The sequence below is a fragment of the Candidatus Stoquefichus massiliensis AP9 genome, from assembly GCF_000455285.1.
Taxonomy (GTDB): domain Bacteria; phylum Bacillota_I; class Bacilli_A; order Erysipelotrichales; family Coprobacillaceae; genus Stoquefichus; species Stoquefichus massiliensis.
The window spans coordinates 152988-167141 of sequence record NZ_HG005290.1; the positions used below are offsets into that span (position 1 = coordinate 152988).

A 14154-nucleotide genomic window follows, 5' to 3' on the forward strand; every position below is an offset into this window, starting at 1 on the left:
GATATTATTGTATGTAAAAAGGATAACGGCTCAGGAACATCGTTATTACTGTAAAACATACAAATCACATCCTTTCAAGATAAAATCTAACATTATTATAAACGAGACAAAGAAAAAAAGATATTCTTTTTTGAATATCTTTTATCTTCTTAATCCTAATTTGTCAACTAATGCTGTATATCTATCAAGATCTTTATTTTTTAAATATTTTAATAAATCTCTTCTTCTACCAATTTTCTTTAAAAGACCTCTATTTGAATGATGATCTTTTTTATGAACTTTAAAGTGTCCGTTTAATTTGTTGATATCGGCAGTTAAAACAGCGATTTGTACTTCTGGAGAACCAGTATCTCCTTCTTTAGTTGCATATTCTTTAATAATAGCAGTTTTTTCTTCTTTAGTTAACATAACATTTCCTCCTTGTATTTTAACTTAGCTATTTCCAAGATATAGGTCGAGGACTCTTATATCCTAGATGTAGCCGCACATGTTATTATAAAGATTTTGATACATATGTCAAGATATTTTCCATTTATCACTATATTTTATTTTCTATCACATATAGTTTTGATAAATCATCTGATACAATGAGATAAAGTTGATGAAAATTGTTTTGACTTAATTTTTGATAAGCATATCCTTCATCAAATTTTGGGATATATTGTTCTTCATATTGAAGATTTAATAATAATTGAGAAACTTCATTTTCGAATTCTGTTGATGGTTCTTTTATATAATCAACAAAATAAGACTGATCAGAATGATAAAGATTAAATAAGAAATATTTTGTTTGATCTCCATGAAATCCAAACGGTGTACTTCTTTGATATACAAGTGTTTTAGAATCTGGTAATTGAAGATTCCATTGATTTTCAATTGTTTCAATGTGATCCTCATTATACGTATCTTTTCCCAATTGATTCGAATTTAATTCAAAATATAACAAAATAGCACCAATCACAGCAACAACAATGAAAATTATTGATTTCTTTTTCATAAATGATCCCTCCTGCTTCTTTAGTATATCACTCATTCTTTTTTTTGTCATATCATTTCCAAAAAAGTCAAAAAATGATAGAATATTTCTAATGAGGAGGTATTATATGCAAAATATTGGATTTATTGGTGTTGGTGTTATGGGCCAATCAATGGTTAGAAATTTACATAATGCTGGTTATACTGTGACGATTTATACACGAACAAAATCAAAAGTCGAAGATTTATTAAAATCCGGAATCATCTGGAAAGATACAGTTAAAGAATGTGTTCAAAATCAGGATGTTATTATGACAATGGTTGGATATCCTCAAGATGTGGAAGAAGTTTACTATGGCGAAAATGGTATTTTAGAAAATGTTCCAAAAGGAACTTTGCTTATTGATTTTACAACTTCTGCTCCTGCTTTAGCTCAAAAAATTTATACAAGTGCTAATGAAAAAGGATTATTAAGCTTAGATGCTCCTGTATCAGGTGGCGATATTGGTGCAAAAAATGCAACGCTTTCCATTATGGTTGGTGGTGATGAGGATGCTTTTGAAAAAGCCAAACCGTTATTTCATATTTTAGGAAAAACAATTCATTATACTGGTGATGCCGGTATGGGTCAACACACAAAAATGGCCAATCAAATTGTCATAGCTGGTACCATTGCAGGTGTTGCTGAAGCTATTCACTATGCTCATACAGCCAAACTTAATACTGAAACAATGATGCAATGCATATCATCAGGTGCTGCTGGGAGCTGGCAATTAGAACATAATGGTCAAGCAATGATTGATCAGGATTTCAATCCGGGATTTTATATTAAACACTTTATTAAAGATATGAAAATTGCTCAAAAAGAAATGGATTCTTATGAAACCCATTTAAATATATTAGATAAGGTTTTAGAAATGTATGAAAATCTTCATGAAGACGAAAATGGAACACAAGCGCTTATTCATTATTACGAAAAAGTGTAGTTCCTTTTTCTTTTTGTCCTTTAATAAAATAAATAGAAATGCCTAGTAAAACAAAACCAATAAAATGTAACCAATCAAATGATTCATTTAAAAAAATCAATGATTCAATATAAGTAATAATAGGATTTAAACTCAGAAAAAAACTTGTTTTCAAAGCACCAATGGTTCCAATAGACTTCATATAAATAACTTGTATATAAGCAAATCCAATTCCTGAAATTACAATAAACAAAATCCAGTGGAATAAAGATATTTCAAATAATGGTTGAAAATGAAGTTGATTTTGTATCCAACAATGAATGACTAAAAAAAGAAATCCATAAAACAATTCATAAAAAGAAAGAGTTAAGCAATTATGAAGTTGCCATTTTTGAATACAAACATTAGCTAGCATATATAAAATCATTCCTAAAAACAAATACCAAAATCCAATTTGAATATCAAAAATTTGAAAACGTATTGATAATAAAAATGCAAAAATTGTTAATCCAATTGCAATATATTCTCTCAAGTTTCCCTTCTGTTTTAATAAAAGAACTGAAAAAACAAAAGTCATCATTGGAGCTAGAGCATTCATAAATGCATTATCTATTCCTTTCACTTCATTCATTCCTAAAAAAGTAAAGAAAAAATTGAGATAAATTGCGAACATACCAATAAAGAGTGCTTTTTTATGATAGTCGTAATGAAAAGAAAGATGTTTCATTTTCATATAAATTCCTAAAAAAAGAAAAGATAAAAAAACACGCATTGTTGCCAATAATAAAAAAGGAAGTTCTTGTAATAATAGTTTCATAACAATGACATTACTTCCCCAAAAGAAACTTGCTAATAATAATTGTAAATAAATCGACATGATATCACCCAAAATAGTATGCACCATTTTTTTATATTTAAAAGCAGAAAATGTAAAAGAGTTTTCTGCTTACTTATTTTCTATGTTTGAAGAAAACAATCTCTATATATTTGGTCTAACATAACACCATCACTCATTGTGATTTGATAATAAAAATTTCTTTGGTTATATAAGAACAAAATCCATTTTCACGAAATCTTGTTTTGACTTTTTCTATATCAGATAAATGATATGTGCTTCCTAATGAATGAAAAAAGTGTTTTACAATAATTTAATGACTCACTTTTGTTACATTCTCAAAAACAGTATAAACCATTGATAATCATCTATGGTAAAAAATGTTTTTTTATTAATGGTAAAACAAAATCATAACTTTGATAATCGTGATGCTTGAGGAACCTAGATAGAAAAATTATCAAAATAATTATTACTTCAAAAGACAATATAATATAAAGAAAAGAATAAATACGTGACTGTGATAAAATATATATACCTTCTTACATATATATTTTCATTTGAGAACGATAATCTTTTAAGAAAGATTTCCAACTTAATGTCAAGACAATTCTAGCAATCACGGAAGCAATGACGCCAATTGATAACCTTTGATATTCTTCCATATATTAAACTCTTGAGAATCAAAATAATCAATATTCTCATAAAGAGACTGATAATCCCCCTTAGCCTTAATAACTTGTAAACATAATTCTTTTTAAACAGATAATTCTAAATCTTTTTTCTCATAATCAGAATTTTTCTCATATAAGATATCCTCAATATTGATTTCTCATGATTGAATTGAATAATATCGTGAATTGTTAAACCTTACCTTCTTAATAATTTGATTTTGAAAAATTGTTCAACATTTTCTGTTATATAATCATGATATCCAGATTGATCTCTATTGAAATGCAGCAATTTTTATCTTCATAAAAGCGAATTGCTTGACTAGATAAATATGTTATCTCTTCTAATTCTTTAATTTTTACATAATTACCTCTTCATCCTTTATACACCTTATATTAACTATAAGGTCAAGACTTTTTGAAAAAAAGATGCATATCATGTTATGCATCTTAGTATTGATGAGATTTTCCAACAATTTCGTTTATATCTTTAATTCCCATTTCATCAAGTAAATCATTCATTTCTTGTACAATTTTTGGACACGCATAAGGATCAACTAGATTTTGACATCCCACAGCAACAGCACTTGCTCCTGCAATCATCATTTCAATAGCATCTTTTCCACTTGATATACCACCCATTCCAATCACTGGAATAGAAACAGCTTGTGTCACCTGATAAACCATTCTTAAGGCAACTGGAAAAATTGCTGGTCCACTATAACCACCTGTTTTATTAGCAATGATCGGCTTTCCTGTTTTAATATCAAAACGCATACCAATCATCGTATTGATCATTGTAATTCCATCAGCCCCTGCTGCTTCGACAGCTAAAGCCATAGCCACAATATCTGTAACATTTGGAGACAATTTGACATAGACCGGCTTTGTACTGACTGCCTTAACAGCTCGTGTCACCTCAGCAGCCATTTCTGGATTAGTCCCAAATTGAATTCCACCACAATGAACATTAGGACAAGATATATTTAATTCTAAAGCACCAACCATATCATGAGCTGATAATCTTTTGGCTGTTTCAACATAATCTTCAATACCATTACCACCAATATTAGCAATCACTTTATCAGTATATAAAGGTCTTAATTTTTCTAATTCTTCACTAATCACAGCATCTACACCTGGATTTTGTAACCCAATTGCGTTAAGCAGTCCACTTGGTCCCTCAGCAATTCGAGGCAAAGGATTTCCATAACGTGGCTCTAATGTTGTCCCTTTTAACATCATTGAACCTAAAACATTAATATCATAAAACTTTGCAAATTCATAGCCAAAACCAAATGTCCCACTTGCTGGAATAACAGGATTTTTCATATCTAATCCTGGTAATTTTACTCTTAAATTAGCCATTGACAATCACCTCACTTGAATGTAATACTGGTCCTTCAACACAAATTCTTTTATATGGTTTTGTTTTGACTTTACATGAGCATCCCATACATGCTCCAAAACCACAACCCATTCTGGCTTCAAAAGATAGATAGCCTTTATCCGGACACTCTAAAACTAATGCATCTAACATTTTTTCAGGACCACAAGCATAATAAACATCCATGTCTATCTCATGTTTCTTTAAAACATCAACAACAGTCCCTTTATCACCTAAACTGCCATCCATAGTAGCAATGAATGTGGGACAAAGTTTTTCAAATTCCTTCTGATAAAAAACTGCATCTTTTGTATTAAATCCTAGGATTGCTGTGACTTTTACACCCTTTGCTAATAAATCTTTTGTTAATTTATACATTGGCGGAACACCTAATCCTCCACCTATTACAACAGCATTTTGATAATCCAAATCATCAAAACCATTTCCTAAACCAGTTAAACAATCTAACTGATCTCCAATTTGTTTTTCTGAAAGAATCTTTGTACCTTCTCCTACGACTCTAAAAATAATTGTTATATGATTCTTATCATAATCACAAATACTCATAGGTCTTCTTAAATAAGGTTGTAAAGAATCATTAATCTTAATATTAATAAATTGACCTGGTGTTGTAACATAAGATGCTGATTCCCCTTCTAAAACCATTTCATAAACATCCTTCACAAGTTCTTTCTTTGATATAATAGTCATTATTCCCTGATAATGTGCCACTTACATTTCCTCCATTTCTATCATTTTTCCATTAATAATATTTGCAACTAACTTTCCCTGACATGTTACTCCAAGAAATGGTGTATTTATAGATTTAGAACGAATATCTTTTTCTTCAATAACAAATGATTTTTCTAAATCGAATATACATAAATTAGCAATAGCTCCTACTTCAACAGTTCCTTTTAACCTTAAAACATGAGCCGGTCCTGTTGTTAAAGCATCTAAAATTGTTTCAAGTTTCACGAGATTCTTTTGTACAAGATATGTATAAAGCAATGGAAAAGCATGTTGAATTCCAATAATCCCAAATGGTGCATCCTGAATAGGACGATTTTTTTCTTCTCTTGCATGAGGAGCATGATCGGTTGCAATAACTTTAATTGTTTGATCATTTAATCCTCGAATAAGAGCTTGATGGTCCTCCTTTGAACGAAGTGGTGGATTCATTTTATAATTTGGATGACAATCTCGAATATTTTCTTCTGTCAAAATCAAATGATGTGGTGATGCTTCACCAGAAACAGGCAAGCCATCTTTTTTAGCCTGTCTCAATAATTCTACAGTTTCTAAAGTCGAAATGTGACATACATGATAGCGATTGTGATAATGACGTACAAGTTCTAAATCTCTTGCAACCTGTTTATATTCAGAAGCACTGTTAATTCCAACAAGATGATGCTTTTTTGCATAAAGACCATCATGAATACATCCACCCTGCAGTTCACTTTCATCTTCACAATGAGCAACAATAATAGAATCTATATTACTTGCCAACTGCATTGCCAAATCCATCATTTCATCACTTTGGACACCCTTTCCATCATCCGAGAATCCTAAAACTATATCTTCCTCAACAATATGAGCCATATCTACTAATTCTTTTCCTTTTAGATCTGTTGTAATTGCACTATATGTATAAACATTCACATGCGCATCTTTTTCAACACGTTTTTGAAAATCATGAATAGTGTCTAAATCATCCATACAAGGCTGTGTATTTGCCATTGCAACAACTGTCCCATAACCACCATATAATGCACTTAAGCTTCCACTCGCAATTGTCTCCTTGTATTCAAATCCTGGTTCTCTTAAATGGACATGCATATCAATAAAGTTATGAGAGACCATTTTACCTTTCAAATCATATGTAGGTATATTTTTTTCAATATTTTGAGCAATTTCAGTAATCACCCCATCCTCAATCAAAATATCGACAATTTGAAACTTTTGATTTCTATATAAATTTGCATTTTTTAATAAATAATTATTCATCTTCCAACACCTTATGAATCATCGCCATTCTTACAAAAACTCCATTTTTCATCTGTGTAAAAATACGACTTTTCTCACTTTCTACGAGTTCATCTTTAATTTCAACATCTCTATTAATAGGAGCAGGATGCATAATAATCGCTGTATCTTTTAAACAATTATATCTTTCCTGAGAAAGACCATATATTTGATGATATTTTTCTTTAGAAAAGTTTTCATCTCCAGTATGTCTTTCATGTTGCACTCGTAATAACATAACAACATCCATCTCCTCAATAATTTCATCAAAATCAACATAATTATAGCCATCCTGTTTATATTCTAATGGTCCAGATGTATAAACTTTCATTCCTAATCGCTGCATCACATCATAATTAGAATGAGCAACTCTTGAATGTAAGATATCACCAACAATAACCACCTTTAATCCTTCAAAATAACCAAATTCTTCTTTGATTGTCATTAAATCCAATAATGATTGAGAAGGATGATTTCCTTTTCCATCACCTGCATTTAACACTGGTACGTTCAACCCAGTCAATTGTTTGTAATAATCCTCATCAGTATGACGAATAACTAATACATCACAGCCAATACTTTCAAATAATTTACAAGTATCATATAAGGTCTCACCTTTTTTTAAACTTGAATTACTTGCTTCAAAATTTTGTGTACGACACCCCAAATTACCAGCAGCCATATCAAAACTGTAATGCGTTCTTGTTGATGGTTCAAAAAATAAATTTGCAACAACCTTTTTTTGTTGATAATTGATTTCTTTGCCATTCTTAAAGGCAATAGCCTCATCAATAAGATCATTAATTTCCTCTAGACTTAAATCACTTAAATTGAAAATATTTTTCATGTCTTTCTCCTTCCAAAAAAAATATACCTTTTTGGTATATTCCTTTTTATGAATAGATATACCTTTATCTTTAATATCATATCAAATGTATAATATTTTGACAATTTATTCTATTCATTTATTTTTCTTTTTAATGCTTTTTCTACAACTGCAGGAACAAGTCCTCTGACACTATGATGATGTGATGCAATTTCTTTAACAGAAGATGATGAAATAAAAGAATGATTTGGTCTTGTCATCAAAAAAACCATATCCACACTATCATCTAAATATTGATTAGAAAAAGCCAATTGGAGTTCATACTCAAAATCCATTGTTGCTCGTAACCCACGAACTAAAACAGAAGCGCCTACTTCTTTCGCATATTCTACTGCTAATGCTGAACTGCTATCCACAGTAACATTATCAAATTTCTCTGTAACTGCTTTCAATAAGACCAATCTTTCTTCTAAATCAAACATTGTTGTTTTATTGGGATTTTCAAAAATAGTCACATATAAATGTTCATACATAAGACTTGCTCTTTCAATAATATCTAAATGTCCATTAGTTACGGGATCAAATGTTCCTGCATAAACTGCTTTCATCTTCTTACTCCTTATATTCTATAATCTGTAATGTTGTTATTCCATACGACTGTTGCTTCTTTAAAACAAATGGTGTTTTGATTTCAATAACTTCCTCTATCAAATCTTCAATAATAATAACACAATTATTTTGTAGCATATGATGATGTGCCATATATTGAATAATTTCTTGATTGATTTTCATTCCATAAGGTGGATCCAAGAAAACCAAATCAAATTTTAAATTCTCTTGTGCAAATAATTGTAATGCTTTTTGATAATCCATTTTATAAACTTCTGTCACATCTTCAATCTTTAAACTCTTTATATTTTCTTTTATTGTCGCAAATGCTTTATATTGCTTATCAACACAATAAAGTTTATCAATACCACGACTCAAAGCCTCAATACCTAACCCCCCACTGCCACTAAACAAATCCAAACATACTCCACCATCAAAGTAAGGACCAATCATATTAAATAGATTCTCTTTATTTTTATCAGTTGTTGATCTTGTTAAATGAGAATCAACACTTTTCAATTGTCGACTTCTATATTTTCCAGCTACTACTCTCATATTTACCTCACAATGTAAACCTGTCCAAAACAAGTTCATCACTAATATTTGCAAAAACCATCTGTGTGATTTCCTCTAAAAGATCATTTAAATGATGATAAGCCTGATAATAATCTGTTATCTTTTGATTTTGAGATATTTCACTATTTAATTCTTTTAACTTTTCTCTCATTTCTTTCAATTCATCTTCACTTGAATATGCTTTTATACGCAAATAATCTTCCTGAAGAATCTGATGTCTTGATACTAATGCAAGAGTCGTCTCATCATATAACTCCCTTTCAGTTTGACAATAATTCAGGAATACCTCATCTACTATAATATTCTCAATAAGTTCATCTATTTCTTTATACATTTTTTCTCCTATAATAACATTTCTAACATTTGAAGCATTGTTCCTACTTTTTCAATGCGATCAGCTAATGTTAGTTTATTTTCAATACGATATTGCTCCATCATTGTTGGAAATTCTTGTGGATAGCGTGAAAGAATAAGATACCATTTAGGATGTAATCTTAAATACATCCTCATTTCATCATTAATCATCATACCATTGCTTTGTCTGAGTTTTTGGTTCATCTTTCACAACAAAACCACTCACTAAATCCAATACTTTTTGAATACCTTCAAAACTCTTTGACAAAGCATCTAAATCAACATTCTTAACAATATCTAAAATTCCTGTTAAATCAACTTGTGACTTTTTATATGGTTCCCACATTTTATCATCTTCACCATATAAAACATAGAATTCATACAACTGCTGCCAAGTATATCTTCCCTTAATAACTTCCTCTTTAATCGAAGGAATCGTTCGTACAAAAGCTTTAAAATCATCTATTTCCATATTCTCACCTATACTAGAATATGCAAATAAACTAAATATGTTCTTTTAACTGATCTCGATTATACTTAGCGATAATTGACTGTGCAACACCTAAGCCTATCATACCTGCCCAAGTTGATGATCCTCCAGAAGAAATTAGTAACAAGGGAACCCCAGTCATTGGGATCAAACCAGATACACCACCTACATTAACCAGTAAATGGGTAAAGAAATAAAGACCAACACCATATAATATAATTTTACTCTTTGTTTCTTTAACTTTTAATCCATAATTAAACATCTTAAAAATAATAATACAATAAGGAATCAAAAACAATAAAAAACCAACCAATCCTAATTCCTCATAAATAATAGCAACAATAAAATCATTATGAGATTCAGGAATAAAACCATATTTTTGCTGCGAAGCACCAAACCCCTTACCTATTAAACCACCATTAGAAAAAGCAACCATTGAATTAATCAATTGCCATCCATCACCTTCAATATCCCCTAAAGGATTTAACCAAGTACTAATTCTTCCTAACTGATGAGGTTTCAATATGAAAGTCGCTCCAAAAACAAAAGCAAGAATACCTATTCCCAATATAATTAAAGATAGTTTTTTATATTTAGAATAATAAGTTTTAGGTGTAATAAAAAACAACATCATACACATAAACCCAAGAACTAAAGCACTACCCAAATCTTTTTGAACAAAACCTATAATGATAAATGCAAATAAGATTGCTAGAATTGGTCTTAGTACACAATACCATAGTTTTCTTTTCTGCAACTCTTCTTTTTTGTTTCTAGAAATATTCTTTGGAATTTGACAATACTCTTCAATTTCTCCAAAATGAAAAGAGAGATAAAGAATCATAATGACTTTCATAAATTCAGCAGGTTGAACTGTAAAAGAACCAATATGTATCCATGCATGGGATCCCTTAACATCTTTGAATAATAAACACGATAACAATAAAGCAATTCCTATAAAGTACCATACCCATGTTGTTGTAGAATTTACCCAACTTTTTTTAAAACACCGAGTTAGAAAAATCATAAAGCCAAACCCAGATATAACGAAAATTCCTTGTTTAACCATATTCATAGTTGCATATGTAGGTCCGTATTTGGCTGTTTGTCCAATTGATGCACTTCCAATCATAACAATTCCAAAAATAGTCAAAATCACAACACAGGCATAAATTGTCTTATCAACACCACGACTCTTAAATATCCTTCTGATTAGGCTAATCATCGCATGTCAATCCAATCATTTTCTTTTGCCTTTTGAAAAACACGATATATAGAATAATGTGAAACCTTTTCAAATGCTGTATCAATCTTCTTTTGTTCACTCTTTGAATCAACAACTTGAAGATACTTACGATAACAATTCATAAATTCTTCTTTTGAGATACCTTCTTCATAAGCCTGTTCTACTGCATTATATAAAGCCATCACATCAATAATGTCCTCAGTACTCCAATAAGGATCTAATGGATAATCATACATTTCACTCACTTCCTTCGTTTTTTCTATTATACATGATATTCTACAAAAATAAAATAAGAATTGGGTAGAAACACTAGCAATTTTGTAAAACAAGAATATGTTAAATTGAAAGGAGGGAATTCAATGAACTCTTGTTATAATTATGGAGGATGCGGATGCAATAGTTATATGCCTGCTTACGCTTGTAACCCATTTGGTTGTGGTGGATGTCAAACTTACCCAACTATGAGCTGCGGTGGTGGTTTTGGTACTGGTAGTGGATGTACTTGGTTCGCTATTGTATTAGTTGTCTTCTTATTACTCATCATCTGTGGATGTACTAAAATTTGTTAGTCAAAGAAAATATGCCAGAATTCTGGCATATTTTTTATTTTTATGATAAAATAATTATCGCGAGGTGAACGATATGTTATTGATGAAAGATATAATTGATGATCATCATCCCCTTATTCGAGAAATTTCAAAGCCAGTTGAAATGCCAATTAGTCAGGAAGATGAACAATTATTACGTGATATGCATGAATTCCTAGTGAATTCACAAGATGATGAAATGTCTGAAAAATATGATATAAGGCCTGCTGTTGGTATAGCTGCAGTACAAGTCGGTATATTAAAAAGAATGTGTGCTATTCATGTTCTTACATATGATGATGAAGGAAACATAAAAAAAGCTGATGATTATGGATTAGTTAATCCAAAGATTATTGCATATACTGAAAAAAAATCATATTTAAAAGATGGCGAAGGTTGCTTAAGTGTTAACGATGAAGTTGACGGTTATGTTCCTCGCTTTGCAAAAGTAACTGTTAAAGGTTATGATATTTTCCAAAAGCAAGAAGTCACAATTGTTGCAAGAGGTTTCTTATCTATCTGTTTACAACATGAATTAGATCATTTTGATGGAAAACTTTTCTATGATCGTATTGACAAAGAACATCCAAAAGCACCTATTCCAAATGCTATAGTGGTAGATTAAAACTCTATTCTTAACAGAATAGAGTTTTTATATTAATTATATTTGATCAAATGCTTGTTGTAAGTCTGCAATTAAATCACCAGGATCTTCTAATCCAACAGAAATACGAATTGTTCCTTGTTGAACACCACCAGCTAATCGTTCTTCTTCACTCATTTGAGCATGTGTTGTTGAAGCGGGATGCGTCAGTAAACTTCTAGAATCTGCAAAATTAGTCACGTGAGTAAAGAGCTGAATATGGTTAATTACAGTTTTTCCACTATCTATACCACCTTTTACACCAAATGTAAACAATCCTCCAAATCCACATGGAAAATATTTTTGACATAAATCATGTGATTCATGACCTTCCAATTCAGCATAGCTCACCCATTCAACAGCATCATTATCATTTAAGAATTGAGCAATCTTTCTTGAATTATCAACATGCTTAGCCATACGTAAAGACAATGTTTCTAATCCTAATAATGTCATATACGCATTAAATGGAGACATACATCCACCCAAATCTCTCAATGTCTTCGCAATTGCTTTTGTAGAAAATGCAGTTTCATTTAAATCAGCATAAATAATATCATGATATGCTTTATCAGGATTTGTAAATAATGGATAACGATCATTATGCCAATTAAATTTTCCACTATCAACAATAATGCCACCCATCACATTACCATGACCAGCGATATATTTTGTTGTAGAATAGACAACTAAATCAGCACCATGTTCAATAGGTCTAAATAAATATGGTGTTGGTGTCGTATTGTCTACAACAAATAAGATTCCATATTTTTTACAGATCATACTAATTGCATCAAAATCCAACATATCACCATTAGGGTTTCCTACTGACTCTACGAAAATTAATTTCGTTTTTTCATTAATAAGTGATTCTATTGCTTCTAAATCCCTTGGATTAACAAAATGAGAAACAAATCCCATCCCTGCCATTGTTCCAGACAATGATCCAATTGTTCCACCATATAAATTATTAGCTGCAATAATCTCATCACCAGATTGACAAACAGTCATGATCAATCCCATAATAGCAGCAGTTCCTGAAGAAAATGCAACAGCAGCCACACCACCATCTAATGCTGCCATTCTTTGCTGCAAAACATCAACTGTTGGATTAGATAAACGTGAATAAAAATACCCTCCTTCCTCTAATGCAAAAATATTTTTGGCTTGATCTGCATCATCAAATGTAAAAGCATTCGATAGATATAGCGGTACACCTGTAGCTTTTGTCACTGGATCTGGTTTTTGGCCAGCATGAATTTGCAATGTTTCAAATTGATAATTCTTATTCATTACTTTATTCCCCCTTAATGAAAGTATTGTATCATATCATAAAATGAAAAAAAAGAGCAATCGCTCTTTTTTACATCATGCTATATATAATCTCAATAAACTTCTTTACCATAACTTTTGATAAAACAAAATACAAAGAATTCTATTTCTTATATCAAAACTCTACCATTTATTATAAAACTGAATACTCAAATAAAACCATCAATAATAATTTATACAAATATTCACCATATCCTCTATATAGATTCTGCCACCAGAAATAACATCATCATCCAAAATCTGTTTTGGTTTAATACCTTTCTTACATGAATATGTTTCTCTCATTAATGGTAAATCTTGCTTTTGACATAATTGAATTACTTTATCCATTTGTTTATTCTTAAAACAAAACAAATTAAACAAAGCTAAATTATGAATATGATTACGAGAAAGATGAGATATAAAATCTTCTAATTCCTTATCTTTTAAACAGGGGTATTCTTCAAAACCAATAACTAACAAGTCAATATCTTCATCAAAACAAAAATCAGAAATAGGCTTAGCGTATGTTCGCGCATATCTTGCCATATCTTCAGCAAGTATTTTAGCATCTTTACAATGAGTAGTATAAACAACTTGAACTTTCATGCAATCACCCTTTCCTTATTTATTATAATCATACAATATGAACTGAAA

20 protein-coding genes are annotated in these 14154 nt (G+C 30.5%); 3 read left to right on the forward strand and 17 right to left on the reverse strand.

Annotated features, from left to right (window positions below; genetic code table 11):
- Window positions 1-141: 141 nt before the first annotated feature.
- Window positions 142-408: a 30S ribosomal protein S15 gene (rpsO, locus tag BN350_RS11930; protein ID WP_028043803.1), complete on the reverse strand. Its 267-nt coding sequence runs from the start codon at window positions 406-408 to the stop codon at window positions 142-144.
- A gap of 130 nt (window positions 409-538) precedes the next feature.
- Complete coding sequence (locus BN350_RS11935) at window positions 539-997, reverse strand: hypothetical protein (protein WP_028043804.1); 459 nt, start codon at window positions 995-997, stop codon at window positions 539-541.
- On the opposite strand from BN350_RS11935, the gene BN350_RS11940 reads away from it, so the two are divergent.
- Window positions 972-1961, forward strand: a complete 990-nt coding sequence (locus BN350_RS11940; protein ID WP_338140307.1) for an NAD(P)-dependent oxidoreductase — start codon at window positions 972-974, stop codon at window positions 1959-1961. The genes BN350_RS11935 and BN350_RS11940 overlap by 26 nt on opposite strands.
- On the opposite strand, the gene BN350_RS11945 is transcribed toward BN350_RS11940, so the two are convergent.
- From BN350_RS11945 to BN350_RS12005, 13 genes are all read right to left on the reverse strand, one after another.
- Entirely contained in the window at window positions 1936-2817 is an 882-nt protein-coding gene (locus BN350_RS11945; RefSeq protein WP_028043806.1) for a DMT family transporter, read from the reverse strand. The genes BN350_RS11940 and BN350_RS11945 overlap by 26 nt on opposite strands.
- A gap of 497 nt (window positions 2818-3314) precedes the next feature.
- Window positions 3315-3437 (reverse strand): hypothetical protein, encoded by a 123-nt coding sequence (locus tag BN350_RS21695; RefSeq protein WP_261797199.1) that lies wholly within the window; start codon window positions 3435-3437, stop codon window positions 3315-3317.
- Between the two features lie 456 nt (window positions 3438-3893).
- Window positions 3894-4811, reverse strand: a complete 918-nt coding sequence (locus BN350_RS11955; protein ID WP_028043807.1) for a dihydroorotate dehydrogenase — start codon at window positions 4809-4811, stop codon at window positions 3894-3896.
- Window positions 4804-5562, reverse strand: coding sequence for a dihydroorotate dehydrogenase electron transfer subunit (locus BN350_RS11960; RefSeq protein ID WP_028043808.1), 759 nt, complete (start codon window positions 5560-5562; stop codon window positions 4804-4806). Before BN350_RS11960 ends, BN350_RS11955 begins: the two co-directional genes overlap by 8 nt.
- Entirely contained in the window at window positions 5563-6837 is a 1275-nt protein-coding gene (locus BN350_RS11965) for a dihydroorotase (RefSeq protein WP_028043809.1), read from the reverse strand.
- Entirely contained in the window at window positions 6830-7702 is an 873-nt protein-coding gene (locus BN350_RS11970) for an aspartate carbamoyltransferase catalytic subunit (RefSeq protein ID WP_028043810.1), read from the reverse strand. Before BN350_RS11970 ends, BN350_RS11965 begins: the two co-directional genes overlap by 8 nt.
- Window positions 7703-7812: 110 nt before the next feature.
- Window positions 7813-8289 carry a pantetheine-phosphate adenylyltransferase gene (gene coaD / locus BN350_RS11975; RefSeq protein WP_028043811.1) on the reverse strand — a complete coding sequence of 159 codons (477 nt, stop codon included), beginning with the start codon at window positions 8287-8289 and terminating at the stop codon, window positions 7813-7815.
- A gap of 4 nt (window positions 8290-8293) precedes the next feature.
- Window positions 8294-8845, reverse strand: a complete 552-nt coding sequence (gene rsmD, locus BN350_RS11980) for a 16S rRNA (guanine(966)-N(2))-methyltransferase RsmD (protein WP_028043812.1) — start codon at window positions 8843-8845, stop codon at window positions 8294-8296.
- Window positions 8846-8852: 7 nt separating this feature from the next.
- Window positions 8853-9200 (reverse strand): YlbF family regulator, encoded by a 348-nt coding sequence (locus BN350_RS11985; RefSeq protein ID WP_028043813.1) that lies wholly within the window; start codon window positions 9198-9200, stop codon window positions 8853-8855.
- An 8-nt stretch (window positions 9201-9208) separates the two neighbouring features.
- Window positions 9209-9370: a YlbE-like family protein gene (locus tag BN350_RS11990; protein ID WP_231385281.1), complete on the reverse strand. Its 162-nt coding sequence runs from the start codon at window positions 9368-9370 to the stop codon at window positions 9209-9211.
- A 13-nt stretch (window positions 9371-9383) separates the two neighbouring features.
- Entirely contained in the window at window positions 9384-9692 is a 309-nt protein-coding gene (gene ylbD / locus BN350_RS11995; protein WP_187117136.1) for a spore coat protein YlbD, read from the reverse strand.
- A 31-nt stretch (window positions 9693-9723) separates the two neighbouring features.
- Window positions 9724-10935: an FtsW/RodA/SpoVE family cell cycle protein gene (locus BN350_RS12000; RefSeq protein WP_028043816.1), complete on the reverse strand. Its 1212-nt coding sequence runs from the start codon at window positions 10933-10935 to the stop codon at window positions 9724-9726.
- Window positions 10932-11192: a UPF0223 family protein gene (locus BN350_RS12005; protein WP_028043817.1), complete on the reverse strand. Its 261-nt coding sequence runs from the start codon at window positions 11190-11192 to the stop codon at window positions 10932-10934. The genes BN350_RS12000 and BN350_RS12005 overlap by 4 nt, the downstream gene beginning before the upstream one ends.
- 123 nt (window positions 11193-11315) lie before the next feature.
- Here BN350_RS12005 and BN350_RS12010 point away from each other — a divergent pair, with 123 nt between their 5' ends.
- Together BN350_RS12010 and def are read left to right on the forward strand one after the other, a co-directional pair.
- Window positions 11316-11525: a hypothetical protein gene (locus BN350_RS12010; RefSeq protein ID WP_028043818.1), complete on the forward strand. Its 210-nt coding sequence runs from the start codon at window positions 11316-11318 to the stop codon at window positions 11523-11525.
- A gap of 73 nt (window positions 11526-11598) precedes the next feature.
- On the forward strand, window positions 11599-12168 hold the full coding sequence (gene def / locus BN350_RS12015; protein ID WP_028043819.1) for a peptide deformylase: 570 nt from the start codon (window positions 11599-11601) through the stop codon (window positions 12166-12168).
- A 36-nt stretch (window positions 12169-12204) separates the two neighbouring features.
- On the opposite strand, the gene BN350_RS12020 is transcribed toward def, so the two are convergent.
- Complete coding sequence (locus BN350_RS12020; protein WP_028043820.1) at window positions 12205-13479, reverse strand: O-acetylhomoserine aminocarboxypropyltransferase/cysteine synthase family protein; 1275 nt, start codon at window positions 13477-13479, stop codon at window positions 12205-12207.
- Between the two features lie 201 nt (window positions 13480-13680).
- A complete protein-coding gene (locus BN350_RS12025; RefSeq protein WP_028043821.1) occupies window positions 13681-14106 on the reverse strand; it encodes a hypothetical protein in 426 nt (141 codons plus the stop codon).
- Window positions 14107-14154: the final 48 nt, after the last annotated feature.

Bases quoted from the DNA above. Each gene is read 5' to 3' on its own strand.
- BN350_RS12010 (WP_028043818.1), top strand. From the start codon at position 11,316: ATGAACTCTTGTTATAATTATGGAGGATGCGGATGCAATAGTTATATG.
- rpsO (WP_028043803.1), bottom strand. From the start codon at position 408: ATGTTAACTAAAGAAGAAAAAACTGCTATTATTAAAGAATATGCAACT.
- BN350_RS11935 (WP_028043804.1), bottom strand. From the start codon at position 997: ATGAAAAAGAAATCAATAATTTTCATTGTTGTTGCTGTGATTGGTGCT.
- BN350_RS11955 (WP_028043807.1), bottom strand. From the start codon at position 4,811: ATGGCTAATTTAAGAGTAAAATTACCAGGATTAGATATGAAAAATCCT.
- ylbD (WP_187117136.1), bottom strand. From the start codon at position 9,692: ATGGAAATAGATGATTTTAAAGCTTTTGTACGAACGATTCCTTCGATT.
- coaD (WP_028043811.1), bottom strand. From the start codon at position 8,289: ATGAAAGCAGTTTATGCAGGAACATTTGATCCCGTAACTAATGGACAT.
- rsmD (WP_028043812.1), bottom strand. From the start codon at position 8,845: ATGAGAGTAGTAGCTGGAAAATATAGAAGTCGACAATTGAAAAGTGTT.
- BN350_RS12000 (WP_028043816.1), bottom strand. From the start codon at position 10,935: ATGATTAGCCTAATCAGAAGGATATTTAAGAGTCGTGGTGTTGATAAG.
- BN350_RS11985 (WP_028043813.1), bottom strand. From the start codon at position 9,200: ATGTATAAAGAAATAGATGAACTTATTGAGAATATTATAGTAGATGAG.
- BN350_RS12005 (WP_028043817.1), bottom strand. From the start codon at position 11,192: ATGTATGATTATCCATTAGATCCTTATTGGAGTACTGAGGACATTATT.
- BN350_RS11940 (WP_338140307.1), top strand. From the start codon at position 972: ATGAAAATTATTGATTTCTTTTTCATAAATGATCCCTCCTGCTTCTTT.
- BN350_RS11965 (WP_028043809.1), bottom strand. From the start codon at position 6,837: ATGAATAATTATTTATTAAAAAATGCAAATTTATATAGAAATCAAAAG.
- BN350_RS21695 (WP_261797199.1), bottom strand. From the start codon at position 3,437: ATGGAAGAATATCAAAGGTTATCAATTGGCGTCATTGCTTCCGTGATT.
- BN350_RS12025 (WP_028043821.1), bottom strand. From the start codon at position 14,106: ATGAAAGTTCAAGTTGTTTATACTACTCATTGTAAAGATGCTAAAATA.
- BN350_RS11970 (WP_028043810.1), bottom strand. From the start codon at position 7,702: ATGAAAAATATTTTCAATTTAAGTGATTTAAGTCTAGAGGAAATTAAT.
- def (WP_028043819.1), top strand. From the start codon at position 11,599: ATGTTATTGATGAAAGATATAATTGATGATCATCATCCCCTTATTCGA.
- BN350_RS11945 (WP_028043806.1), bottom strand. From the start codon at position 2,817: ATGTCGATTTATTTACAATTATTATTAGCAAGTTTCTTTTGGGGAAGT.
- BN350_RS11990 (WP_231385281.1), bottom strand. From the start codon at position 9,370: ATGTATTTAAGATTACATCCTAAATGGTATCTTATTCTTTCACGCTAT.
- BN350_RS12020 (WP_028043820.1), bottom strand. From the start codon at position 13,479: ATGAATAAGAATTATCAATTTGAAACATTGCAAATTCATGCTGGCCAA.